Genomic DNA, 23,884 nt, shown 5'->3' with positions numbered 1-23,884 from the left:
AATCCCCGGATCAGACGTCGAGGCGGTAGCCGCGTTTGACGACGGTGGCGACGAGGCCGGGGGTGCCGAGGGTCTGGCGCAGACGGCTCAGGGAGACCTCCATCGCGTGCTCGTCGCAGCCGCCGTCGAGCGCGACGGACAGCTCCCGGCGCGACACCACGGCTCCGTTCGCGGCGACCAGCGCGCGGAACAGCGACAACGACGTCGGCGTCAGCCGCACCGCGTTCCCGGCCACGACGGCGACACTGCCCCGCAGCTCGACCTCGCCGTGGCGCGTGCTCACCCGCCGCGTGGACTCCGCCTCCAGCTGCTCGCACACCAGCCGGATGAGCGCGCCCATCCGGAACCGGTCCGGCTGCAGCGGCTCGATCCCCGCACCGAGCAGCGGCAGGGAGGTCACCGGCCCGACGCTCGCGGCGACCACGTCCGTGCGGAACGCCTCGACCACCTCCGGGTGGCGGCCGCGGGCGAGCGCGGCGATCAGCAGCCCGTCGACGGCGGGCGCGCTCGTGAAGGTCACGCAGTCGAGCTGCCGCGACGCGATCGCGTCCACGAGCCGGGTCGCGCGCTCGTCGTCGTCCTCGGCCACCGACCAGGTGTACGGCGCGACCGTCAGCACCCGGTCGCCGGCCTCCTGCAGGCGCTGGAGCTGACCGATGTCGGTCTGGCCGTGGAGCTGGACGGCGACCCTGATGCCCGGCGGGTACTCGGCGATCACCTTCGAGACGAGGGAGGCCGTGGTCTCCTCGTCGCTCATCCCCGCGTCGTCGAGTCCCGCCGCCCGCACCGCCCCGCGCGCCTTCGGACCGCGCACCAGGATGGTCGAGCCCGCCAGTGCCCGCTGCAGCTCCTCGCCGAGCCCGGCCGAGTCGGCGACCTCGAACCAGCGCCGCATCCCGTAGCTCGTCGTCGCCAGCAGCACGTCGGGCGCCGCGGCGATGATGCGCTCGGTGTCCGCGATGACCGGCGCGTCGTCCTCGGCGTGCTGCATGTGCACCGTCGGCGCGTGCAGCACGGCCGCCCCGCGGCGCTCGAACGCGTCGATCAGGTCGGCCGAGCGCCGGTCGCTGGTCACGCCGATCCGGAACCCGGCGAGCTGGTCGGGGCGGAAGGCCGCGACGCGTTCGTCACCCATGTCAGCCTCCGGTCACCGCGGCCGCGTCGGCCAGCGCCGCGGTCGCGTCCGCGTCGCCGCCGCGCGCGAGCCCGACGACCTCGCCGATCACGACGACCGCCGGCGAGCCGACCCCGGCCTGGACCGACTCCGTCAGGATCGTCCGCAGCGCGCCGAAGGTGGTCCGCTGGCGCGCGGTGTACCCCTGCTCGACGACCGCGACCGGCATGTCGGGGTCCATCCCGAACCGGGCCAGCCCTGCGGTGATCGACGGGAGGTTGGTGATCCCCATCAGCACGACGATCGTGCCGCCGAGGCCGGCGAGGTGCTCCAGCTCGGCCGGCGAGAGCGGCGCGTGTCCCGAGACGACGGTGAACATCCGGGACGCCCTGCGGTGCGTGACCGGGATGCCCGCCGCCGCCGGCACCGCGACCGCGCTGGTGACCCCCGGGATGACGCTCACCGGGACGCCCGCGCGCCGGCACGCCTCCACCTCCTCGCCGCCGCGGCCGAAGACGAACGGGTCGCCGCCCTTGAGCCGGACGACGGCCGCCCCCGCCCTGGCGTGCGCGACCAGGAGCCGCTCGATCTCGTCCTGCGGGATGGGGTGGTGACCCGGCTGCTTCCCGACGTCGATCAGCTCGGCGCCGGGCGCGAGCTCGGCGAGGGTCTCGTGCGGGGCGAGCCGGTCGTAGAGCACGACATCGGCCGCCGCGAGCGCGCGCACCGCCGCGACGGTGAGGAGGTCGGGGTCGCCGGGGCCGCCGCCGACCAGGGTCACGGAGCCGGTGCGGTTCGCGTCGGTCACGGGGTGTCTCCTTCCACTGCGGTCGCCGCCGCGGCGCCGCGCACCGGGATGGTCGTCCCGGCCACCAGCACCGCGCCCGCCGCCCGCTCCTCGGGGGTCGCCGGCCGGTGCTGGCCGCGCTCCTCGACCCGCGCGATCGACGGGTCGGGCTCGGTCGGCGCGTTCACGAACGACCGGAACCGGCGCAGCCGCTCCGGGTCGCGCAGCGTGGCCGCCCATTCGTCCTCGTAGGTGTCGATGTGTCTCGCCATCGCGGCCTCCAGCTCGGCGCCGAGGCCGAGGGAGTCCTCCACGACCACCTCGCGCACGTGGTCGACGCCGCCGTCGAGGTCCTCCATCCACCGCGCCGTGCGCTGCAGACGGTCGGCGGTGCGGATGTAGTACATGAGGTAGCGGTCGATGTACCGCACCAGGGTCTCGTCGTCGAGGTCGGAGGCCAGCAGCTGCGCGTGCGCGGGCTGGAAGCCGCCGTTGCCGCCGACGTAGAGGTTCCAGCCCTTGTCCGTCGCGATCACGCCGACGTCCTTGCCGCGCGCCTCGGCGCACTCCCTGGCGCAGCCGGAGACGCCGAACTTGAACTTGTGCGGCGCGCGCAGGCCGCGGTAGCGCAGCTCCAGCTCGACGGCCATCCCGACCGAGTCCTGCACTCCGTACCGGCACCAGGTGGAACCGACGCAGCTCTTCACGTTCCTCAGCGCCTTGCCGTACGCCTGACCGGACTCGAAGCCGGCGTCGACCAGGCGCGTCCAGATGTCGGGGAGCTGGTCGAGCCTGGCGCCGAACATGTCGATCCGCTGCCCGCCGGTGATCTTCGTGTAGAGGCCGAAGTCGGTGGCGACCTGGGCGATCACCGCGAGCTTCTGCGGGGTGATCTCGCCGCCCGGGATGCGCGGGACGACCGAGTAGGTGCCGTCCTTCTGCATGTTCGCGAGCGCGCGGTCGTTGGTGTCCTGCAGCGGGCCGCGGCCGCCGTCCAGCGGGTAGGCGCTGTGCTGGCTGGCGAGGATGGAGCCGACCGCCGGCTTGCAGATGTCGCAGCCGCGACCGTGGCCGAGCCGGCCGACGGTCTCCTCCCAGCTGGTCAGGCCGAGCACGCGGATGGACTCGAACAGCTCCTGGCGGGACAGTTCGAAGTGCTCGCAGAGCGCGTGCGAGACCGTGGCGCCCGCCGCGGTGAGCTCGGCCTCCAGCAGCTTCTTCACCAGCGGGACGCACGAGCCGCACTGGGTCCCCGCGCGGGTGCACGCCTTCAGCTCGCCCAAGTCGTGGCAGCCGTCGCCGACGGCCTCCCGCACCGTGCCGGCCGTGACGTTGTTGCAGGAGCAGACGAACGCGTCGTCAGGGAGGGCACCGCCCGCGGGCGGCTCGGCGCCGGCCGCCGACAGGTAGGCCGCGGGCTCGGCGTCCAGCTCGCGGCCGAGCAGCGGGCGCAGGCCGGCGTACGGGGACGCGTCGCCGACGAACACGCCGCCGAGCAGGGTCTTCGCGTCGTCGCTGACGACGAGCTTCTGGTACAGGCCGCGGGCCGGGTCGGCGTAGACGATCTCCAGCGCGCCGGGCTCCCGCGCGAACGCGTCGCCGAAGCTCGCGACGTCGACTCCGGAGAGCTTGAGCTTGGTCGCGTCGTCCACCGTCGTGAACGTCGCGTCGCCGCCCAGCAGGCGGTCGGCCACCGTCTCGGCCATCGCGTTGGCCGGGGCGACCAGGCCGATGGTGCGGCCGTCGATCGCGGCGACCTCGCCGATCGCCCAGATCGCGGGATCGGACGTGCGGCACGCCTCGTCCACCACGACACCGCCGCGCTCGGCCGTCTCGATCCCGGCCTCGCGGGCCAGCTCGTCGCGGGCGCGGATGCCGATGGCGAACACCACGATGTCGGCGGGCACGCTGCGGCCGTCCGCGCAGCGCACCGCCGTCGGCAGCCCGTCGCCGCCGAGCACGATCTCGCGCGGCCGCGTGCCGAGGTGGAGGTCGATGCCGCGCGCCGAGATCAGCCTCCCGAGCGCCTGCCCCGCCCCCTCGTCGAGTTGCGCGGACATCAGCCAGCCGCCGGAGTGGATGATCACCGCCTCCGCGCCGAGCGCGGCGACGCCGCCCGCGGCCTCCAGTCCGAGCAGCCCGCCGCCGGCGACCGCGACCCGGGGCGCCCGGCCGAGCCGCTCGCGCAGGGCGGCGACCTCGGCCACGAGAGCGTCCACGTCCGCGATCGTGCGGTAGACCCGGCTCGCGGCGGCGCCGGGGATGTCGGGGACCGGAGCGGACGAGCCGGTGGCGAGCACGAGGTCGTCGTAGCCGAGCACCGCGCCCGCCGAGGTCGTCACGGTCCGCGCGGCGCGGTCGACGGCGGTGACGGTCTCGCCGACCCGCAGCTCCACGGCCGCGTCCTCCCAGTGCGAGGCCGGTTCGAGCGTGAGGTCGACATCGCCGTCCGCGAGGCGCTTGCTGAGCTGGACCCGGTCGTAGGGGAGGTAGGGCTCCTCCGCGACGACCACGATGGACCTGTCCGCGCTTCCCCGCGACACGAGCGCGTCGACCAGCCGGTGCGCGGCAGGGCCGCCTCCTACGATCAGCGTGCGTCGAATCGTCATGCGGGCGCCCCTTCCGTGTCCAGCGGCTGCCGCCGCACCGCCGGTGTCCCGGCCGGTGCCTTTCGAGCGTACGAGCGAGGGGTTTCCCCGCCGTTTCGGCCGTGTAACCGCCCGTTAACACCGCTCGCACACCGCCGACCGCGACGTGTGAGCCGGGATTCACAGAGAGGTAACACGATGCGCGGCCTCCCGAAACACGCCTCCCGTAGCGTCGGCGCATGACGATCACGCAGACCCACCGGCACTCCGATGCCGCCCGCGCCGACTGGGTGCGCGCCTGCCGCGTCGACGACCTGGAGCCGTCGTGGGGCGAGGCCGTGCTCCTCCGGATGCGCCAGATCGCGCTCTTCCTGCTCTCGCCCCGCGAGGTCTACGCCGTCGCCCACGAGGACCCTGCCGGCGGCGCCCCGGTGATGGCGCGCGGCATCGTCGGGTCGCGCGGCGACCGGCCGACGGTCGCCTCCCCGCTGCACAAGGAGGTCTACGACCTCGGCACGGGGGAGTGCTTCACCGACCCCGCGCTGGCCCTGCGGACCTTCCGCACCCGCATCGTCGGGGGGTTCATCGAGATCGAGCTGGGCGACGGATGACGGACATCGTCCTCGCCGCCTCGCACGGCACCTCCTCGCCCGAAGGCCGGGCCGCGGTGCGCCGCCTGGTGGAGGCCGTGGCCGGCGCGCTGACCCAGCCTGTGATCGGCTGCCACGTCGACGTCGAGCAGCCGGACGTCCCCTCGTCGCTGGAGAGCGCGGCCCGGGAGGCCGGCCACGCGATCATCGTCCCGCTGCTGCTCTCCGCCGGCTACCACGTCTTCGTCGACCTGGCCGACGCGGCGGAGGCGTCGCCGATCCCTGCGACGGTGACGCCGGCCCTCGGACCGGACGCGCGGCTCGTCGAGGTCCTGGTCGAACGACTGCAGGAGGCCGGCCACCGACCGGGCGACCAGGTCGTCCTCGCCGCCGCCGGCTCCTCCGACTCCCGCGCCGTGGCCGACTGCCACCGCACGGCGGCCCTCCTCGCCGGCCGGATCGGCTCGGCGGTCTCGGCCGGGTTCGTCTCGGCGGCGGCGCCCTCGCTCCCCGAGGCGGTCGCGGCGGCGCGGTCGCGGGCTCCGGGGTCGCGCGTGCTGATCGCGACCTACCTGCTGGCGCCGGGCTACTTCGCGCAGCTCGCCGCCGCGGCGGGCGCCGACATCACCACCGAACCGCTGCTGACGCCGACCTCGACGCCGGACCAGCTCGTCAGGATCGTGGCCGACCGCGTCGGCGCCGTCCGGCGGCTGAGCGCGGTCTAGGCGCCCTCCTCGCGCAGCGCCCGCACCATGCTCTGCAGGCTCGCGAACGCGGCGGACTGCTCGCCCGCCGTCATCCCGGCCAGCATCCTGACCTCCACCGATCGCACCGCCGCGCTCGCCGTCGCCAGGCTGCGCCGGCCGCGCGCCGTGAGCCGTGCGGGCAGGACCTTGCCGACCGGCGCCTCCGCCGGGCGCGTGACGAAGCCGTCGCGCTCCAGCGCCTGGAGGAGCACGTTCATCGTCTGCCGGGTCACGAATGCGCCGCGGGCGAGCTCGGAGTTCGACAGGCCGGGGCGCTGGGCCAGGAGTTCGAGGCAGGAGTAGTGGGTCACCGTCATCCCGAGCGGGCGGAGGACCTCCTCCATCGCCGCGCGGAGGGAGCTGGAGGCCTCCTTCAGCAGGTAGCCGAGGGAGCTCTCGAGGTGGATTCCGTCGTCAGGGACGCTCATGTCAGTAGTCTGACATAGACTCTCGTGTGTCAGAAAACTGACATACGAGAGGAGTTCCACCATGTCCGCCATCGGCCCCGATTTCATCTCCCTGCAGGTCCGCGACCTCGACGCCTCCCAGGCGTTCTACGAGCGCTACCTCGGCCTCGTCCGCTCACCGGCCGGCCCTCCGCACGCCGTCGTCTTCGCGACCGAGCCGATCGCCTTCGCGCTCCGCGACCTCGTCCCGGGCACCGACCTCGGCTCCGTCGCGCAGCCCGGTCTCGGCGTCGCGCTCTGGCTGCGGGCGACCGACGTGCAGGCGATCCACGACGCGCTCGCCGCCGACGGGCGCACGATCGTCGCGGCCCCGATCGACGGCCCGTTCGGCCGGACCTTCACCTTCGCCGACCCCGACGGCTACCACGTCACCCTCCATGACCGGGCCTGAGAACCCGGGTCTGAGGATCCGCGCTTGACTTCAAGCGCTTGAGGTCTGTTCTGATGGGGACATGACCAGTTTGAGCATCCAGGACGTGTCCCGGCAGAGCGGTCTCAGCGAGCCCACCCTGCGGTACTACGAGGAGGTCGGCCTCCTCGGCCCGATCGCCCGCGACGTCAGCAGCGGTCACCGGCGCTACAGCGAGGGCGACCTCGACACGGCGCAGGTGCTCGCCTGCCTGCGGGCGATGGGTGTCGGGATCGAGGACATGCGCACCTACCAGGCCAACCGGCTGCGCGGGCACGACGCCGCGGGCGAGCAGCGCGACATCCTGCTGCGGCACGCCGTGCGCGTGGAGGAGCAGATCGTGACGCTGCGCACCCACCTCGACTACCTGCGGGCGAAGGCCGCGCTGTGGGACGCCCGCGCGCGCGCCGACATCGCGGCCGAGGCCGAGGCGCAGCTCGAACTGGAGACCATCCTTCCCCGACTCGAGGAGACCTTCCGATGAACGACACCCCCACCACCCCCGCCACCCTCGTCACCGGAGGCAACGGCTACCTCGGCACGCGCCTCATCGCCGACCTCCTCGGCTCCGGGACCGCGGTGCGCGCGACCGTCCGTTCCCTCGGCCGGGCCGACGAGGTCCGCGCGGCGGTGCGGCGCGCGGGCGCGGACGACGCCGGGCTGACCTTCGCCGCGGCCTCGCTCACCGACGACGACGGCTGGGAGGCCGCCCTCGCCGGCATCGAGGACGTCTACCACGTGGCGTCCCCGATGATCCAGACGGCGGACCCGGCCGAGGTGGTCGTCCCGGCGCGCGACGGATCGCTGCGCGTGCTGCGCGCCGCCCGCTCCGCCGGGGCCAGGCGCGTGGTGCTCACCTCGTCGTTCGCGGCGGTCGGCTACTCGCCGAAGCCGGTCCGCGACTACGACGAGTCCGACTGGACCGACCCGGAGACCCCCGGACTCCCGGCCTACCCGCTGTCGAAGGCGGTCGCCGAGCGCGCCGCGTGGGACTTCATCGAGCGGGAGGGCGGCGACACCGAGCTGGTCGTGGTCAACCCGACCTGGATCGCCGGCCCGACCCTGACCGCCGCCGCGCGGTCCTCCCTCCAGCTCTTCGTGGGGATGCTCAGCGGCGCGATGACGGCGGTCCCGCGCCAGCGCTTCGGCATCGCGGACGTCCGCGACGTGGCGACGGCCCACATCGCCGCGATGACGACGCCGGAGGCCGCGGGCAAGCGCTACCTGGTGCTCGCGGACGGCCCGACGATGACGTTCCTCGACGTGGCGAACGTCCTGCGCGCCGAGCTCGGCGACCGGGCGCGTCTGGTGCCGACCGTGGAGCTGCCGGGGGAGGAGCCTGCGCCGCTGGTCATCCACAATGAGCGGGCGAAGGCCGAGCTCGGGCTGCGGCCGCGGGCGGCGGTGGAGACGATCGTGGCGACGGCGGAGAGCTTGGAGGAGTTGGGGATGCTGGCGTGAGGTGCCGTCGCTAACGGAGGAGATCCACGGCGACACGCCGTACTGAAGCAGCCTCAGAAGGAGGTCGCCGGGCGTGTCGGGGCGGATCTCCTCCGGTAGCGACGGGCGGCGCCGCGGGCGCCAGCCTCAGACCGTGCTCGACCGCACGATCAACTCCGGCTCCAGCAACTCCTGCCTCACGCCCGTCCCCTCACCGACGAGGATGTCGACGAGGATCTCCGCGATGCGGTCCTTGGGCTGGCGGATCGAGGTGATCCCGAAGCCGGACTCACCGGCCACCGGCGAGTCGTCGAAACCGGTGACCGCCACCCCTGTGCCCACCGGGATGCCGAGCTCGCGGGCGGCGAGGACGACGGCCAGCGCGTGCTGGTCCGTCGCGCTCACGATCGCGGTCGGCGGGTCGTCCGAGGTCAGCAGGGTGCGTGCCGCGACGAGCGTGTCGGTGAACTCCGGTCCGGTCTCCACCAGCCGGCCCGGCGCGAGGGAGGACTCCAGCCCGCGCTCGGTGCACGCGCCGATGTAGCCGAGCCGCCGGTAGCGGGTCGTGATCAGGTCGTCGGGGTAGCCGAGGTAGGCCAGTTCGGTGTGACCGAGCGACGTCACATGGTCGACGGCGAGGACGATGCCCTTCTCGGCGTCGGTGTCGACCCAGTTCCACGTGGCGCTCTCGTCGTTCGGGTCGCCGCCGTACGCGACGAACGGGATACCGCGTTCGGCGAGCGCGGGCAGCCGGGGGTCGCCGATGGAGATGTTGGGCACGATGAAGCCCGCCGCCATCTGACCGTAGTAGAGGTCCTCGCAGGCCTCGATCTCCTGCGACCGCGCCGAGATGAGGGTCAGATTGCGGCCGTGACGCTCGGAGGTCGCGGCCAGGTCGTGGAGGAACTGGTCCATGTAGGCGTCGGCCGCGAAGCGGTGCGGGCCGATCAGGTAGCCGATCTGGCGGGGGAGGGCCAGCCGCAGGCTGCGGGCCACGAGGTTGTTGCGGTAGTCGAGCGCGTCCATCGACGCGCGCACGCGGTCCCTGGTCGCCTCGCTGACGATGTCGGGCCGGTTGATGGCGTTGGAGACGGTCATGACGGAGACGCCGGCGTGCCGGGCGACGTCGGCCATGCTGGGCTTGCGTGTGCCCGCCTTCTTGGGAGCGGTCATGAGTCCTTCATTTTCGCACAGAGTGGTCTCCGTGGTTGTAAGCATAAAAAAAGTTCGTGACTTCTGTCTGATTTTATGCTTACAATCCTGCACACACCGTCGTCAGCCACAGTGCAATGCAAAGGAGCATCCACCCATGAAGACAGCACATCGCGCCGTCGCGGTCCTCGCGGCCGCGGCCATCGTCCCGCTCGGACTCGTCGCGTGCAGCAGCGGCAGTGGAGGAGCCTCCACCGCCAAGAGCATCACGCTCGAGGACTATTACACCGACGGATCGCACGACGCCCAGTACGCCAAATGCGAGGCCAGCACCGGCATCAAGGTCAACGCGGTCCACGTCGCCGGCGCCTCCCTCATCCAGAAGGTCCTTCAGCAGGTCTCCTCCAAGACCCTCCCGGACGTCCTCATGCTCGACAACCCCGACGTGCAGCAGATCGCCGCGACCGGCGCCCTCGCGCCGCTCAAGGACTTCGGCATCACCGGCGACGGGCTCACTCCCGCCGCTGTCAAGGCGGGCACCTACAAGGGGCAGCTCTACGGCGCGCAGCCGCTCGCCAACTCCATCGCCCTGTTCTACAACACGGACATCCTCCAGGCCGCCGGCGTCCAGCCGCCGAAGACCTGGGACGAGCTCCGCACCGCAGCCCGCCAGCTCACCGACGCGAGCAAGGGCCGCTACGGCTTCGCGATGAGCAACATCAACACGTACGAGGGCACCTGGCAGTTCCTGCCCTTCTTCTGGTCCAACGGCGGCAACGAGAAGAACATCGCGACGCCGCAGGCCGCCCAGGCCCTGCAGTTCGTCCTCGATCTGCAGAACGACGGGTCGCTGTCGAAGAGCTCCATCTCGTGGGCGCAGGCGGACGTGAACAACCAGTTCATCGCGGGCAAGGCCGCCATGATGATCAACGGGCCGTGGCAGATCCCGGCGCTCGACAAGGCGAGCGGACTGCACTGGGCGAGCGTCTCCATCCCGGTCCGCGAGGCGTCCCAGACCTCGGTCGCGCCCCTCGGCGGCGAGCAGTACACGGTGCCGCAGACCGGCAAGAAGGACGCCCAGGCCGCCGGCGCGAAGTTCGTCCAGTGCCTGATGAGCCCGGCCATGCAGTCGTTCGAGGCCAAGACCGCGCAGACCGTTCCGACCGACCTGGCGGAGGCCAAGAAGTTCGGCTCGGCCAACCCCGACGTCGCCTCCTTCGTCGGGGTCGTCGCGAACGCCCGGTCGCGCACCGCCGAGCTCGGCGAGGGCTGGCCCAAGGCGGCGACCAAGATCTACACCGCCGTGCAGCTCGCGCTGACGGGCAAGGCGTCCCCGGCCGACGCCCTCAAGCAGGCCCAGTCGGAGAACCAGTAACGAACTCGCCGGAGGCGGGGGCCGCGTGCTCCCGCCTCTGCGGGAAAGGACGAGGTCGATGACGACTCTCAACGCGGAGACCCCCGCGATCGCACCACCCGCGCGGGACGACCGTCCCGTCGCCGGCAGCCCCCGCCGCCGCCGGTTCCGGCTGGCCCGGTCGATCAGCAAGTGGCTGTTCGTCCTGCCTGCCGTCCTGTTCGTCCTGGTCTTCTTCGGCTACCCCATCGTCAAGAACGTGGCGATGTCGTTCCAGGACTACACGACGAGCACGTTCTACACGGGGGAGGCCCCCTGGGTCGGCCTCCAGAACTACATCACGACGGTGACCAGCTCGCTCTTCACCACGACGATGCTGAACACCGCCCTGTTCACGATCGGCTCGATCGTCCTCCAGTTCGCCATCGGCCTCGGGCTGGCGCTGTTCTTCAAGCGCAACTTCCCGCTCGGCGGCTTCCTGCGCTCGCTCCTGCTGCTGCCGTGGCTGCTCCCGCTGATCGCGTCGAGCGCGGTCTGGAAGTGGATCCTCGACCAGGACAGCGGTGCGCTCAACCAGTTCCTGGGTGTCTTCGGGGTCCAGCCGATCCCGTGGCTGGTCAGCCCGTCGCTGGCGCTGATCGCCGTGATCGGCGTGAACGTGTGGCTCGGCATCCCGTTCAACACGACCATCCTCTACAGCGGGCTGCAGGGCGTCCCCGAGGAGCTGTACGAGGCGGCGGCGCTCGACGGCGCGGTCGGCTGGCGGGCGTTCCGGCACATCACCTGGCCGAGCATCCGTCCGGTGGTCAGCGTCGTGATCGTGCTCGGCGTCGTCTACACACTCAAGGTCGTCGACGTGATCCTCGGCCTCACCGGAGGAGGCCCTGCCAACTCCACGCAGACGCTCGCCACCTGGGCGTACCAGAAGTCGTTCGTGCAATTCGCGTTCGGGGAGGGCGCCGCGATCAGCAACATCCTGATCGTGATCTCCCTCGTCTTCGCGGTCGTCTATCTGTACATGTCACGCAAGGAGGTCGACGAATGACCGAGACCAGAGCCATCGTGCTCCCGAAAGGACAGCGCGGGGCGCGCCCGCACGTCAAGCGACGCTGGCCGATGACCGTCCTCGGCGTCCTCTTCCTCGCGGTGATGATCTTCCCCGTCTACTGGATGGTCAACAGCAGCCTGCAGGCCAACGCCGGCGCGGCCACGACCGCGTGGTTCCCGCTCCAGCCGACGCTCGACGGCTACGTGACCGCCCTCAAGCAGCAGGGCGGCAACCTGGTCACGAGCACGATCATCGCGCTGAGCACCGTGGTGCTGACCATCGCCATCGCGACGCCGGCGGCGTACGGGCTCGCCCGGTTCCGGATGCGCGGCATGACCGTGTTCGTGTTCGCGCTGCTGATCACCCAGATGATCCCGGTCATCGTGATCGCGAACGCGCTCTACGCGCTGTTCAACGACCTGGGGCTGCTGAACTCGTACGCCGGGCTGATCCTCGCCGACACCGCGGCGCAGATCCCGTTCGCCATCCTGCTCATCCGGGCGTTCATGGGTTCGCTGCCGCCCTCGCTCGTGGAGGCGGCGCTGGTCGACGGCGCGAGCAACTTCCGCGCCTTCATCTCGATCGTGGTCCCGATCAGCAAGAACGCGATCGTCACCGCGGCGCTGTTCACGTTCCTCGGGGCGTGGGGCGACTTCCTCTTCGCCCTGACCCTGACCAGCACCCCGGAAGTCCGGCCGATCACGCTCGGCATCTACAACTACATCAGCGCCAACGTGCAGCAGTGGGGGCCGGTGATGGCGACAGCGGTGCTGGCCTCCATCCCCGCCGGCGTGCTGCTGATCCTCGCGCAACGGTACATCGCCGCCGGAGCCCTCGGCGGCGCGATCAAGTGAAGAAACAAGGAGAGTGACCAGAAGTGTCTCATCGAATCGGAACCGCAGAAGACCCGATCCGCGTGGTCGTGTGGGGGGAGAACCGCCACGAGCAGCTGGAGCCTGAGGTCGCGGAGATCTACCCGTCCGGCATGCACACCACCATCAAGGAGGGCATCGAGGAGTTCGCGGGCGACCGCGTGAGCGTGACGACCGTGACGCTCGACGATCCGGAGCACGGGCTGACCGAGGAGCTGCTGGAGCGGACCGACGTGCTGACCTGGTGGGGCCACGCCGCGCACGCCGAGGTGTCCGACGAGATCGTCGAGCGCGTCCACCGGCACGTGCTCTCCGGAATGGGTCTGATCGTGCTGCACTCCGGGCACTGGTCGAAGATCTTCACCAAGCTGATGGGGACGTCGTGCACCCTGCGCTGGCGCAGCGACAACGACCGGGAGCTGGTCTGGACGGTCGACCCGACGCACCCAATCGCGCAGGGCATCCCGCACCCGATCGAGATCCCGGCGCAGGAGATGTACGGCGAGCAGTTCGACGTGCCCGCACCCGACGAGCTGGTCTTCATCAGCACGTTCAGCGGCGGCGAGTGCTTCCGCAGCGGGATGACGTTCAAGCGGGGCAACGGCAGGATCTTCTACTTCAGCCCCGGCGACCAGGACTACCCGGTGTACCACCACCCCGACGTCCGGCACGTCATCGCGAACGGCGTGGAGTGGGCGGCCTCCGACCGGCCGGCGCGTCAGGTGCCGGTGCTGCTCCGCTACGAGCGCGGGGACTTCTTCACCGGGCACGGCTACGCCGGCGCGATGCACAACCGCGACGAGGTCGCCCTGTGAGCGTGGCCGCCGCCGGCCGGCAGGGGTCGCTGCCCGTCGTCCTCGTCGGAGCGGGCAACATGGGCCGCAACTGGATCCGCACCTTCGCGTCGTCGCCGGACGCGCGCCTGGTCGGAATCGTCGACCTCGACCTGGAGCTCGCCGCGCGCGTGGCGGAGGAGGAGGCGCTCGACGTGGTCCTCGGCTCCTCGGTGTCCGAGGTCGCCGCCCGGAGCGGCGCGGTCGCCGTGGTCAACGTCACCGTTCCCGCTGCGCACCGCCCCGTCAACGAGGAGGCGCTCTTCGCCGGCCTCCCTGTGCTCTGCGAGAAGCCGATCGCGCCCACGCTGGTCGACGCCCTCCAGCAGGCGGCGCTCGCCGAGGTCGCGGGCGGCCTGCTCATGGTCAGCCAGTCGCGCCGGTTCTTCACCGAGCTGACCCGGCTGCGCGCCATCGCCGACCGGCTCGGCCGTGTCGGCGCCATCACCACCGAGTTCTACAAGGCCCCGCACTTCGGCGGCTTCCGCGACCGGATGGAGCAGCCGCTCCTGGTGGACATGGCCATCCACCAGTTCGACATGGCCCGCTACCTGCTGCGCGCGGACCCGGTGACGGTGTCCTGCTCGTCGTGGAACCCGGCCTGGAGCTGGTACGACGGCGACGCGTCCGCCACCGCGACGTTCGAGTTCGACGACGGCGCCCGCTACACCTTCACCGGGAGCTGGTGCGCACCGGGTCGTGAGACCTCGTGGAACGGCTCCTGGCGGGTCAGCGCCGAGCACGGCACCGCCGTGTGGGACGGGGACGGCGCACCGGAGGCGGACGGGATCGACGGCCTGCCCGACGTGCCGGCCGGCCCGGAGGAGATCGCCGGATCGCTCGCGGAGTTCGTCCGCTGCCTGCGCAGCGGCGAGACGCCGCAGAGCGAGATCCACCGGAACATCCCGAGCCTTGCGATGGTGGAGGCCGCCGTGCTGAGCGCCGAGACCGGAGAGCGCGTCGACATCCCGCAGCTTCTGGAGCAGCGCTACGCGGAAGCGGTGCGCACCGAGCGCCGCGCCGACGTGCGGGAGCGGCTCGAGCAGTGGGGGAGCGTCGCCCACCTGCGCGGAGCCGAGGTTCTGCGGTGACAGCCGCGCCGCTCCGGGTCGCGCTGATCGGCCACGGCTTCATGGGGGCCGCCCACTCGCAGGCGTGGCGCGTCGCCCCGCGCTTCTTCGACCTCCCGCTGCGGCCGGAGCTGGCGCTCCTGGTCGGGCGCACCGGCGCCGCGGAGTCGGCGGAACGGCTCGGCTGGACGGAGAGCGCGACTGACTGGCGCGAGGCGGTCGCGCGCGACGACATCGACGTGATCGACATCGTGACGCCCGGCGACACCCACGCCGAGATCGCGATCGCCGCGCTGGAGGCGGGCAAGCACGTGCTGTGCGAGAAGCCGCTCGCGAACAGCCTCGGCGAGGCCGAGCGGATGGCGTCGGCGGCGGCGACCGCGCAGGAGCGGGGAGTGCTCGCGATGTGCGGGTTCACCTACCGCCGGGTGCCGGCGATCCTGGAGGCGCGCAGGCTGGTGCGGGAGGGCGCGATCGGCGAGGTGCGCGAGGTGCGGGCGCAGTACCTCCAGGACTGGCTGAGCGACCCGGCCGGCCCGATGACGTGGCGCCTCGATCGCGCGAAGGCCGGTTCCGGCTCGCTGGGCGACATCGGCGCGCACATCATCGACGCTGCGGAGTTCGTGGCGGGCGACCGCGTCGCCTCGGTGAGCGGCACGCTCGAGACGTACGTCCGTCAGCGGCCCATCCTGGCCGAGCAGCGCGGACTCGGCGGCGTGGCCTCCGACCGGCTCGGCGAGGTGACGGTGGACGATGCGGCCTGGTTCACGACGCGGTTCGCCTCGGGCGCGATGGGCTCCTTCACGGCGACCCGCTACGCGACCGGCCGCAAGAACGCGCTCCGGCTGGAGGTCTCCGGCACGCGCGGCGCGCTGGCGTTCGACCTGGAGCGCATGAACGAGCTCGAGTACTACGACGCGACCGAGCCGCCCGACCGCCTCGGCTTCCGCCGCATCCTCGCCACCGAGCCCGAGCACGCCTTCGCGGGGAACTGGTGGCCGACGGGCCACGCGCTCGGCTACGAGCACGCCTTCTCCCACCAGGTCGTCGACTTCGTGACCGACATCGCCGAACGGCGGGCGCCGGAGCCGTCGTTCGCGGACGCTCTGCACGTGCAGCGGGTGCTGGCGGCGGTCGAAGCGAGTGCGCGTGCGGGGAGTGCGTGGGTGGCGACGTAGGGGTCAGCGGAGGGCGGCGAAGCCGTCGCGGACGGCGGCGACGAGGTGGCGCACGGCGGGGGAGGGGCGGCGGCTCGCGTCCTCCGCGGAGGTCGCCACGAGGATGGAGCGCACGAACGACGGATCGTTGATCGGGAGCAGGACGATGCCGGGGTGCGCGGCGGTCGTCGCCAGGCCGGGGATGATCCCGACCACCATGCGCGCCGCGGTCATCCCGAGGAGGACCTGGAAGTCGTCGGTCCGGATCGCGACGTCCAGGACGTGCCCCTCGGCCGCGAACGCGTCGGCGACCACGCGGTCCATCGCGTCCTCCGCGGAGGTGGCGAAGACCCAGCGCTCGTCGCGGAGGGAGAGCACGGCGGCGAGGTCGACGGACGTGCGCGACGCGAGCGGGTGGCCGACCGGCAGCGCCAGCATCAGGGGGTCGCGGTAGACCTCCCTCGTCACCACGTTCGGGCGGAACGGCAGGTCGTACCCGGGCACCGTGTAGACGAGCGCGGCGTCGAGGGCGCCGCGGTTGATCCGGTCGACCAGCGTGGGGACCTCCTCGAACGTGGCGTCGATCTCGATCCCGAGGTCGCCCACGGTGTTCGCGACGAACGGGAGGATGCTCGCCGCCGCCGTCGCGAAGGTCCCGAACCGCAGTCGCACCCGTCCGAGCCGGCTGAACTCGCGCGCGTCCGCGATGGCCCGCTCGCTGAGCGTGAGGATCTCCTGCGCGCGTTCGAGGAGCAGCATGCCGACCGGGGTCAGCCTACTGCCGCGCGGCGAGCGCACGAGCACGGGCGCGCCGACCAGTCGTTCCAGGTTCTTGAGGTGGTAGTCGACGGTCGGCTGGCCCCAGCCCAGGCGGCGGGCGGCGGCGGTGACGGAGCCTTCGGCGTGGACGGCCCGCAGCGCCTCGAACTGTCGCAGATCCGCCATCGGAAGCCCTGTCGTGAGGTGAGTGAGTCACATACAGTCTATGTGGGTAGGGTGAACTTCGGGGGATTCTGGCCGGGAGGCGCCGCCCTCACGATGGAGGAATGGCCCCCACCCGTTCGTCTGAGCTCGACTCGCGTCAGCAGCATCCGGCTGCCGACCTCCGTCACTGGGAGACCCCGTACGCGGACGCGCTGGAGCGCCACGCCGCCCGGTCGCCGCTGCCGCTGATGGTCCCGGGGCACGGCGGGGACGAGCTCGGCCTCAGCGCCCGCCTCGCCGACTTCCTCGGGCCGCGGCCGCTGCAGCTCGACGTCCCGATGCTGGTGGACGACATCGACCTGGGCGAGGACTCGCCACTGAGCCGGTCCCTGGGCCTCGCGGCGGACGCGTGGGGCGCGCGCCGCACCTGGTTCCTGACCGGCGGCGCCTCGCAGGCCAACCGGATCGCCGCGCTGGCCGTGCGGGGGCTCGGCCAGAACATCCTGTCGCAGCGCAGCGCGCACTCCAGCTTCAGCGACGGCGTGCTCTCGGCGGGACTCGCGCCCTCCTTCGTGCTGCCGTCCCTGGATGCCGGGCACGGCGTCGCGCACGGTGTCTCGCCGGCCTCCCTCGACGCGGCGCTGACCGACGCGGCGCGTGCCGGACGCCCGGCGGACGCGGTCTATATCGTCTCGCCCAGCTACTTCGGCTCGGTCGCGGATGTCGCCGGGCTCGCCCGGGTGGCGCACGCGCACGGCGCCCCGCTCATCGTGGACGGCGCCTGGGGGCCGCACTTCGGGTTCCACCCGGACCTCCCCGAGTCGCCCGCCCGGCTCGGCGCGGACCTGGTGGTCTCCAGCACCCACAAGCTGGGCGGCTCGCTCACCCAGTCCGCCATGCTGCACCTCGGCCACGGACCGTTCGCCGACGCCCTGGAGCCGCTCATCGAGCGGGCGGTGTCGATCACCGCGTCCACCTCCACATCGGCGCTGCTGCAGGCCTCCCTCGACATCGCCCGGCACGCGCTCGCCACCGGCACGGAGCTGATCGGCCGCTCGATCGCGGTCGCCGACGGGTTCCGCGACGCGCTGCGCGCCGACCCGCGCTTCGGGGTCCTCAGCGACGGCTTCGGCGCGTTCGAGGACATCGTCGCCGTCGACCCGCTGCGCGTCGCGATCGACGTGTCGAACACCGGAGTCAGCGGGCACTGGCTGCGTCAGCGGCTCATCGACGCCGACGGGATCTTCTTCGAGATGTCGACTGCGACCACCCTCGTCGCGCTGATCGGCGCGGGCAAGACGCCCGACCTCGGCCGAGCGCACCGGGCACTCGTCGCGGCGGCCGACTCGGCGGAGGCACACGCCGAGCGGGCGCGCGGCGGCGCCGAGCAGTTCCCGGCCCTGCCCGAGGTCGGCCCGCTGCGCATCCTGCCGCGCGACGCGTTCTTCGCCGCCACCGAGCTCGTTCCGGCGGCCGAGGCGGTCGGCCGCATCTCCGCCGACACCCTCGCGGCGTACCCGCCCGGGATCCCGAACCTCATCCCCGGCGAGGAGATCACGGAGCAGACGGTCGCGTTCCTGCAGGCGGTCGCGGCCTCCCCGTCCGGCTACGTGCGCGGCGCCGTCGACCCGCGCGTCGGGCTGTTCCGGGTGACCCGGGACTGAGCGCGACGGATTTCTGAAACCCCCACCAATCAAAGGAGACTGGTAGATATGCCCACAATCGCTCAGCAGCTGCTGCGCAGAAAGCCCACGACGCCTCCCGGCGCCGGTGAGGCGCACCTGCGACGCAGCATCGGCCTCTTCTCGCTGACCATGATCGGTGCCGGCGGGACGCTCGGCACCGGAATCTTCTTCATCCTGTCCCAGGCGGTCCCCGTCGCCGGTCCCGCGGTGATCTGGTCGTTCGTCATCGGCGGCGTCGTCGCCGGGCTCACCGCGCTCTGCTACGCCGAGATGGCGGGCGCCGTCCCCGCCTCCGGGTCGACCTACTCGTACGCCTACGCGACGCTCGGGGAGGGCACCGCGATGGCGGTGGGAGCCTGCCTGCTGCTGGAGTACGGCGTCTCCACCGCGGCCGTCGCCGTGGGCTGGTCCCAGTACGTCAACCAGCTGCTGCAGAACCTCCTGGGCTGGCAGCTCCCGGTGCAGCTCTCCCAGGCGCCGGAGCAGGGCGGCATCGTCAACATCCCCGCGGTGATCGTCATCGTGCTGTGCTCGCTGCTGCTGCTGCGCGGGGCGCGGGAGTCCACGATGGTCAACAGCATCATGGTGGTCATCAAGATCGCGGTCGTGCTGTTCTTCTGCGCCGTCGCGTTCACCGGGTGGAACAGCGACCACTTCCACAACTTCGCGCCGGCCGGGTTCGCAGGCATCGTCGGCGGCGCCGGGATCATCTTCTTCTCGTTCGTCGGGCTGGACGCCGTGTCGACCGCGGGCGAGGAGGCCAAGAACCCGAAGCGGAACCTGCCGCTCGCGATCATCTTCGCGCTCATCATCATCATCGTGCTCTACGTCGGCACCAGCCTCGCCGCGCTCGGCGCGCAGGCCCCCGAGAAGTTCGCGAACCAGGACGCCGGGCTCGCCGCGATCCTGCAGAACATCATCGGCTCCACCTGGCCGGGGACCATCGTCGCCATCGGCGCGATCATCTCCATCTTCTCGGTGACGCTCGTCGTCCTCTACGGCCAGACGCGCATCCTGTTCGCCATGTCGCGCGACGGGATGATCCCGAAGGTGTTCGCGAAGGTGAACCCGCGGACGATGACGCCGGTGAAGAACACCGTCATCGTCATGATCGCCACGAGCGTGCTCGCCGCCGTCGTCCCGATCGACTTCCTCGCCGAGATGACGAGCATCGGCACCCTGGTCGCCTTCCTCGTGGTGTCGCTCGGCGTCATCATCCTGCGCGTGCGGGAGCCCGAGCTGGAGCGCGGGTTCCGCCTCCCGCTCGGCTGGACGATCCCCATCCTGTCGATCGCGGGCTGCATCGCGATCATCACGCAGCTGCGCCTCATCACGATCATCGTCTTCCTGATCTGGACGGCCGCCTTCCTCGTCTTCTACTGGTTCTACGGCCGGAAGCACTCCACCCTGCAGACCGGGACCCCGGTCGCCGGCACGGAGGCTCCGTATACGAGCAACTTCGCCCAGCCCAGCAAGGCCGAGATCCGGGAGGCCGCCGAGCGCAGGAAGGCGGGCAGGCGATGAGCATCGTCGTCGGCGTCGACCCCGCGCACCGGTCGGCCTCCGCGCTGCACCTGGCCGCGATGCTCGCCCGCTCCTCCGGCTCCGGCCTGATCGTGGCCGCCATCGTCCCGCCCGCCTGGCCGACGACGGCGGGCGGCGCGGACACCGAGTGGCGCGGCTACACGCGCGACAACGCGGACAGCGCCCTCGATCACGCCGCGGCCGTGCTCGGCGGCTCGGTCACGGCGGAGTACCTGCTGCACGAGGCGCCCTCGGCCCGTCGCGGCCTCGTGGAGCTCGCCGAGCAGCGCGAGGCCTCCCTGATCGTCGTGGGTTCGGCGACGGACGCGCCGGCGGGGCGGATCGGCCTCGGCTCCGCGAGCGACACCCTGCTGCACGCGTCCCCGGTCCCCGTCGCGATCGCTCCCCGCGGGTACCGCACCGAGGAGGGCGCACGCGTCGGCCGGGTGACCGCCGCCTACCGCGGCACCGGCGCATCGACCGGGCTGGTGTTCGGCGCGGCCGGAGTGGCCGCGTCGGTCGGCGCGGACCTGCGCGTCGCCTCCTTCGCCGTCGTTCCGCGCGACTCGGGCACCTCCGGCGCCGGGCTGGACGCCGAGCAGGCCGTCGCGGACACCTGGGCGGCCGACATCGAGCGGCACGCGGCCGCACTGGTGCGGCAGGTATCCGACCTCCCGGACGCTCCGCCGGTCTCCGACGTCGCGGTCGGGAGGGGCGAGACGTGGGAGGCGGCCCTGGCCGACGTCGGCTGGGAGCCGGACGAGGTGCTGGTCGTCGGGTCGAGCACGCTCGGCCCGATCGCCCGGGTGTTCCTCGGCTCGCACGCGGCCAAGATCGTCCGGCACTCGCCCGTCCCGGTCGTCGTCGTCCCGCACGGCGTCACCGGCCGCGACTGACCCTCCAGCCCTCCGACCCAAGGACACCGCCATGCCCCACCCCCTCGTCGACCTCTTCCCGGCCGGAGCGACCGTCGACCCCGACGGCGTCCTCGTGATCGCGGGCTGCCGGGTGGACGACCTCGCGCGCGAGTTCGGCACGCCCGCGATCGTCGTGGACGAGGACGCGCTGCGGGCCAGGGCGCGCGAGTACCGCACCGCCCTGACCTCGCGCCGCCCGAACGCGCGGGTCGTCTTCGCGTCGAAGGCGTTCCCGGCGACCGCCGTGCAGCGGGTCATGGTGGAGGAGGGGATCGGCCTGGACGTCGCGGGCGGGGGCGAGATCCTCAGCGCCCTGCGCGCGGGGGTCGACCCGGCGCTCCTGGTCATGCACGGCAACGCCAAGACGACGGAGGAGCTGCGGATCGCGGTGGAGGCCGGGGTCGGGCTCGTCGTGGTGGACAACGCGGACGACGTCGACCGGCTGGAGCAGCTGGTCGCGCCGGGGAGTGTCCAGCGCGTCCTCGTCCGGGTCGTCCCCGAGGTCGCCTCGTCCACACACCCGCACGTGCAGACCGGGCAGGTGGGCTCCAAGTTCGGGCTCACCGCCGGGGCCGCTCGCGCACTCATCGCCCGGATCGAGGCGAGCCCGCTGCTGGAGCTGCGGGGAGTGCACGCCCACGTCGGCTCGCAGATCATGGACCCGGCGGAACTCGCAGCCGCCGTCGCGCCGCTCGCGGCCCTGGGCGACTTCCCGGTCTACGACCTCGGCGGGGGCCTCGGCTCCCGCTACACGATCGAGGACCGGCCCGCGTCCGTCGATGAGTATGTGGACGCGCTGCTCGCGGCCGCCGACGAGCACCTCTCGGCCGACGCCGAGCTCATCATCGAGCCCGGCCGCAGCATGGTGAACGCGTCGGCCTTCACCCTCTACACCGTGACGACCGTCAAGCGGGACGCCCGCACCTTCGTCGCCGTCGACGGCGGCATGGGCGACAACCTGGAGGTCGCCCTGTTCGGGCAGCGCTACGAGGCCGTCCTGGCCGGCCGGCTGCACGAGGAGGACGCCGAGGAGGTCGTGGTCGTCGGCCGGCACTGCGAGTCGGGGGACGTGCTCATCGATCCGCTGCGGCTGCCCGCCGCCCGAGTCGGCGACCTCCTCGCCGTGCCCGCGACCGGCGCGTACACGCACACGATGGCGAACAACTACAACGGGTACCGCCGTCCGCCGGTGGTCTTCGTGCGCGACGGTGAGGCGCGGGCGGTCATCCGCCGGGAGACGTGGGAGGACCTCTTCGCCCGCGACGTGTGAGGACGTTTGATCGTTCTGACTCATCAGTGGCAGAGACAACAGTTGTTGGACTTCCGAATGCCGCCTTCGTAGCGTGGAGGGACGTCCGTCCGGGCGTGCCCCCACCGCTGTCCAGAAGGGACGACCCGTGCGAACATTCACGTTGCCCGGCACCGAGATCACCGCGCCCAATGTGGTGCTCGGCCTGATGCGCATCCAGGACAAGTCCGACGAGGAGGTGCGCACGCTCGTCCGGACCGCCCGTGACGCCGGCATCACCTTCCTCGACCACGCCGACGTGTACGGCTCCCCGCTGCACGGCTGCGAGCGCCGGTTCGCCGAGGCGATGAAGCTGAGCCCCTCCGAGCGCGAGGAGTTCGTCATCCAGTCCAAGGCGGGCATCGTGCCGGACGGTCCGTACTTCGACTTCTCGGCCGAGCACATCCTGGAGTCGGTGAACGGCAGCCTGGAGGCGCTGGGCACCGACTACCTCGACATCCTGCTGCTGCACCGTCCGGACGCCCTGGTCGAGCCGGAGGAGGTCGCGCGCGCGTTCGACGAGCTGTCGTCCTCCGGCAAGGTCCGGGCGTTCGGCGTCTCGAACCACACCCCGGGCCAGATCGACCTGCTCCGCCGGTACGTGACCCAGCCGATCGTCGCCAACCAGCTGCAGCTCTCGATCACCCACGCGCCGATCATCGCGCAGGGCGTCGCCTCGAACATGCAGGCCCTCGACCAGTCGATCAGCCGCGACTACGGCATCCTCGACTACTGCCGGCTGCACGACATCACGGTCCAGGCCTGGTCGCCGTTCCAGGCGGGCTTCTTCGACGGCCCGTTCCTGGGCTCCGACCGCTACCCCGAGCTCAACGCGGTCGTGGACCGGCTGGCCGGGAAGTACGGCGTCCCCGCCGAGGCGATCGCGGTCGCGTGGATCACGCGCCACCCGGCACGGATGCAGGTCGTGCTCGGCACAACGACGCCGTCGCGCGTGGCCGCCGCGGCGCTCGGCTCGGAGCTGCCGCTGACCCGGCCGGAGTGGTACGAGCTGTACCGGGCGGCGGGGTATCTGGTCCCGTAGGCGGTCGCGGAGGCTCGCTCGTCACCGCCCGGCCAGCGAGCCCCCGATCCCGCCCACACTGAAGTACCGGTTGAGCACCGCGAAAACGACGACCGGCGGGATCATCATCACCACCGCGACGCTCATCACCGGCCCCCAGTCGGTCTGGTTCTGCTGGAAGAACGTCTGGAGGCCGATCGGCAGCGTGTAGTTCTGGTCCGAGCGCAGGAAGATGACGGCCACGAGGTAGTCGTTCCAGGCCAGCAGGAAGGCGAAGATCGCCGTCGACAGCACGCCGGGCAGCGAGTTGCGCAGCACCACCCGCGAGAAGCTGCCGAACACCGAGCAGCCGTCCATCCAGGCCGCCTCCTCCAGGCTGATCGGGATCGAGTCGAAGTAGGCCGCCATCATCCAGATCGCGACGGACATCGTCCCGCCCACGTAGAGGATCACGACGCCGCCGAGGGTGTCGACCAGCCCGATGCGGGCGAAGAGTATGAACAGCGGGATGACCGCGGTCACCACGGGCAGCGACTGGATCACGAACAGCGTCAGCGAGAAGCCGGCCACCAGCCTGCCGCGGCCCCGGGAGAGCACGTAGCCGGCCGGCGCCGCGATGACGACCGACACGACCACGGTCGCGAGCGTGACGACCAGGCTGTTGGTCACCCAGACGCCCAGGTCGGTCGAGGTGATGACGCCGACGTAGTTGTCGAGCGTCACGCCGGTCGCGGAGCTGCCCAGCCCCGGTTGGAGCGAGAGCAGCACGACGGCCGCGAGCGGCACGAGCACGAGGGCGGTGATCACCGCGAGGAGGCAGAACCGCCACCACCGGCCGCGCTCGCCCTCCGGTCGGGGACGCCGGGCCACCGCCGGCACGGTCTGCTGAGCCACTGCC

Annotated in this window: 23 protein-coding genes; 16 read left to right on the top strand and 7 right to left on the bottom strand. The window is 72.0% G+C overall.

Features of this window, described 5'->3' with window-relative positions; all coding sequences use genetic code 11:
• Positions 1–10: 10 nt before the first annotated feature.
• From ABCS02_RS19090 to nirB, 3 genes are read right to left on the bottom strand one after another with little or no spacing between them, the layout of a single operon-like run.
• Complete coding sequence (locus ABCS02_RS19090) at positions 11–1,135, bottom strand: uroporphyrinogen-III synthase (protein ID WP_345837245.1); 1,125 nt, start codon at positions 1,133–1,135, stop codon at positions 11–13.
• 1 nt (position 1,136) lies between these two features.
• Positions 1,137–1,922, bottom strand: a complete 786-nt coding sequence (cobA, locus tag ABCS02_RS19085) for a uroporphyrinogen-III C-methyltransferase (protein WP_345837244.1) — start codon at positions 1,920–1,922, stop codon at positions 1,137–1,139.
• The gene (nirB, locus tag ABCS02_RS19080) at positions 1,919–4,510 is read right to left on the bottom strand and encodes a nitrite reductase large subunit NirB (protein WP_345837243.1); all 2,592 of its coding nucleotides are present in this window, start codon (positions 4,508–4,510) and stop codon (positions 1,919–1,921) included. Before nirB ends, cobA begins: the two co-directional genes overlap by 4 nt.
• Positions 4,511–4,728: 218 nt before the next feature.
• Between nirB and nirD the strand changes: the two genes are divergently transcribed.
• The gene (gene nirD, locus ABCS02_RS19075) at positions 4,729–5,100 is read left to right on the top strand and encodes a nitrite reductase small subunit NirD (protein ID WP_345837242.1); all 372 of its coding nucleotides are present in this window, start codon (positions 4,729–4,731) and stop codon (positions 5,098–5,100) included.
• Positions 5,097–5,804 (top strand): CbiX/SirB N-terminal domain-containing protein, encoded by a 708-nt coding sequence (locus tag ABCS02_RS19070; RefSeq protein WP_345837241.1) that lies wholly within the window; start codon positions 5,097–5,099, stop codon positions 5,802–5,804. The genes nirD and ABCS02_RS19070 overlap by 4 nt, the downstream gene beginning before the upstream one ends.
• Here ABCS02_RS19070 and ABCS02_RS19065 read toward each other — a convergent pair.
• Positions 5,801–6,253: a MarR family transcriptional regulator gene (locus ABCS02_RS19065; protein WP_345837240.1), complete on the bottom strand. Its 453-nt coding sequence runs from the start codon at positions 6,251–6,253 to the stop codon at positions 5,801–5,803. The genes ABCS02_RS19070 and ABCS02_RS19065 overlap by 4 nt on opposite strands.
• A gap of 61 nt (positions 6,254–6,314) precedes the next feature.
• On the opposite strand from ABCS02_RS19065, the gene ABCS02_RS19060 reads away from it, so the two are divergent.
• From ABCS02_RS19060 to ABCS02_RS19050, 3 genes are all read left to right on the top strand, one after another.
• Complete coding sequence (locus tag ABCS02_RS19060; RefSeq protein WP_345837239.1) at positions 6,315–6,683, top strand: VOC family protein; 369 nt, start codon at positions 6,315–6,317, stop codon at positions 6,681–6,683.
• Positions 6,684–6,744: 61 nt separating this feature from the next.
• Positions 6,745–7,185 (top strand): MerR family transcriptional regulator, encoded by a 441-nt coding sequence (locus ABCS02_RS19055; protein WP_345837238.1) that lies wholly within the window; start codon positions 6,745–6,747, stop codon positions 7,183–7,185.
• Positions 7,182–8,162 carry an NAD-dependent epimerase/dehydratase family protein gene (locus ABCS02_RS19050; protein ID WP_345837237.1) on the top strand — a complete coding sequence of 327 codons (981 nt, stop codon included), beginning with the start codon at positions 7,182–7,184 and terminating at the stop codon, positions 8,160–8,162. The genes ABCS02_RS19055 and ABCS02_RS19050 overlap by 4 nt, the downstream gene beginning before the upstream one ends.
• Before the next feature lie 126 nt (positions 8,163–8,288).
• Here ABCS02_RS19050 and ABCS02_RS19045 read toward each other — a convergent pair whose 3' ends face one another.
• Positions 8,289–9,314 carry a LacI family DNA-binding transcriptional regulator gene (locus ABCS02_RS19045; RefSeq protein WP_345837236.1) on the bottom strand — a complete coding sequence of 342 codons (1,026 nt, stop codon included), beginning with the start codon at positions 9,312–9,314 and terminating at the stop codon, positions 8,289–8,291.
• Between the two features lie 136 nt (positions 9,315–9,450).
• Between ABCS02_RS19045 and ABCS02_RS19040 the strand changes: the two genes are divergently transcribed.
• From ABCS02_RS19040 to ABCS02_RS19015, 6 genes are all read left to right on the top strand, one after another.
• Positions 9,451–10,668: a sugar ABC transporter substrate-binding protein gene (locus ABCS02_RS19040; RefSeq protein WP_345837235.1), complete on the top strand. Its 1,218-nt coding sequence runs from the start codon at positions 9,451–9,453 to the stop codon at positions 10,666–10,668.
• Between the two features lie 58 nt (positions 10,669–10,726).
• A complete protein-coding gene (locus ABCS02_RS19035) occupies positions 10,727–11,692 on the top strand; it encodes a sugar ABC transporter permease (protein WP_345837234.1) in 966 nt (321 codons plus the stop codon).
• A 71-nt stretch (positions 11,693–11,763) separates the two neighbouring features.
• Complete coding sequence (locus ABCS02_RS19030) at positions 11,764–12,549, top strand: carbohydrate ABC transporter permease (RefSeq protein ID WP_345837341.1); 786 nt, start codon at positions 11,764–11,766, stop codon at positions 12,547–12,549.
• A gap of 23 nt (positions 12,550–12,572) precedes the next feature.
• Complete coding sequence (locus ABCS02_RS19025; protein ID WP_345837233.1) at positions 12,573–13,382, top strand: ThuA domain-containing protein; 810 nt, start codon at positions 12,573–12,575, stop codon at positions 13,380–13,382.
• Complete coding sequence (locus tag ABCS02_RS19020) at positions 13,379–14,491, top strand: Gfo/Idh/MocA family oxidoreductase (RefSeq protein ID WP_345837232.1); 1,113 nt, start codon at positions 13,379–13,381, stop codon at positions 14,489–14,491. Before ABCS02_RS19025 ends, ABCS02_RS19020 begins: the two co-directional genes overlap by 4 nt.
• Positions 14,488–15,648 carry a Gfo/Idh/MocA family oxidoreductase gene (locus ABCS02_RS19015; protein ID WP_345837231.1) on the top strand — a complete coding sequence of 387 codons (1,161 nt, stop codon included), beginning with the start codon at positions 14,488–14,490 and terminating at the stop codon, positions 15,646–15,648. The genes ABCS02_RS19020 and ABCS02_RS19015 overlap by 4 nt, the downstream gene beginning before the upstream one ends.
• Before the next feature lie 3 nt (positions 15,649–15,651).
• Here the strand turns inward: ABCS02_RS19015 and ABCS02_RS19010 are convergent, their stop codons facing one another.
• Positions 15,652–16,572 carry a LysR family transcriptional regulator gene (locus ABCS02_RS19010; RefSeq protein WP_345837230.1) on the bottom strand — a complete coding sequence of 307 codons (921 nt, stop codon included), beginning with the start codon at positions 16,570–16,572 and terminating at the stop codon, positions 15,652–15,654.
• A gap of 101 nt (positions 16,573–16,673) precedes the next feature.
• On the opposite strand from ABCS02_RS19010, the gene ABCS02_RS19005 reads away from it, so the two are divergent.
• The 5 genes from ABCS02_RS19005 to ABCS02_RS18985 all read left to right on the top strand — a co-directional run bounded on the left by ABCS02_RS19005 (position 16,674) and on the right by ABCS02_RS18985 (position 23,007).
• Positions 16,674–18,215 (top strand): amino acid decarboxylase, encoded by a 1,542-nt coding sequence (locus ABCS02_RS19005; RefSeq protein ID WP_345837229.1) that lies wholly within the window; start codon positions 16,674–16,676, stop codon positions 18,213–18,215.
• 48 nt (positions 18,216–18,263) lie between these two features.
• Complete coding sequence (locus tag ABCS02_RS19000) at positions 18,264–19,760, top strand: amino acid permease (protein ID WP_345837228.1); 1,497 nt, start codon at positions 18,264–18,266, stop codon at positions 19,758–19,760.
• Positions 19,757–20,656, top strand: coding sequence for a universal stress protein (locus ABCS02_RS18995; RefSeq protein WP_345837227.1), 900 nt, complete (start codon positions 19,757–19,759; stop codon positions 20,654–20,656). Before ABCS02_RS19000 ends, ABCS02_RS18995 begins: the two co-directional genes overlap by 4 nt.
• 31 nt (positions 20,657–20,687) lie before the next feature.
• Complete coding sequence (gene lysA / locus ABCS02_RS18990; protein WP_345837226.1) at positions 20,688–21,947, top strand: diaminopimelate decarboxylase; 1,260 nt, start codon at positions 20,688–20,690, stop codon at positions 21,945–21,947.
• Positions 21,948–22,074: 127 nt separating this feature from the next.
• Complete coding sequence (locus ABCS02_RS18985; RefSeq protein ID WP_345837225.1) at positions 22,075–23,007, top strand: aldo/keto reductase; 933 nt, start codon at positions 22,075–22,077, stop codon at positions 23,005–23,007.
• 21 nt (positions 23,008–23,028) lie between these two features.
• Here ABCS02_RS18985 and ABCS02_RS18980 read toward each other — a convergent pair whose 3' ends face one another.
• Positions 23,029–23,880 (bottom strand): carbohydrate ABC transporter permease, encoded by an 852-nt coding sequence (locus ABCS02_RS18980; RefSeq protein ID WP_345837224.1) that lies wholly within the window; start codon positions 23,878–23,880, stop codon positions 23,029–23,031.
• Positions 23,881–23,884 lie beyond the last annotated feature (4 nt).

The sequence above is a fragment of the Microbacterium sp. X-17 genome (assembly GCF_039615055.1).
This window is presented reverse-complemented; position numbering and strand designations above follow the sequence as displayed.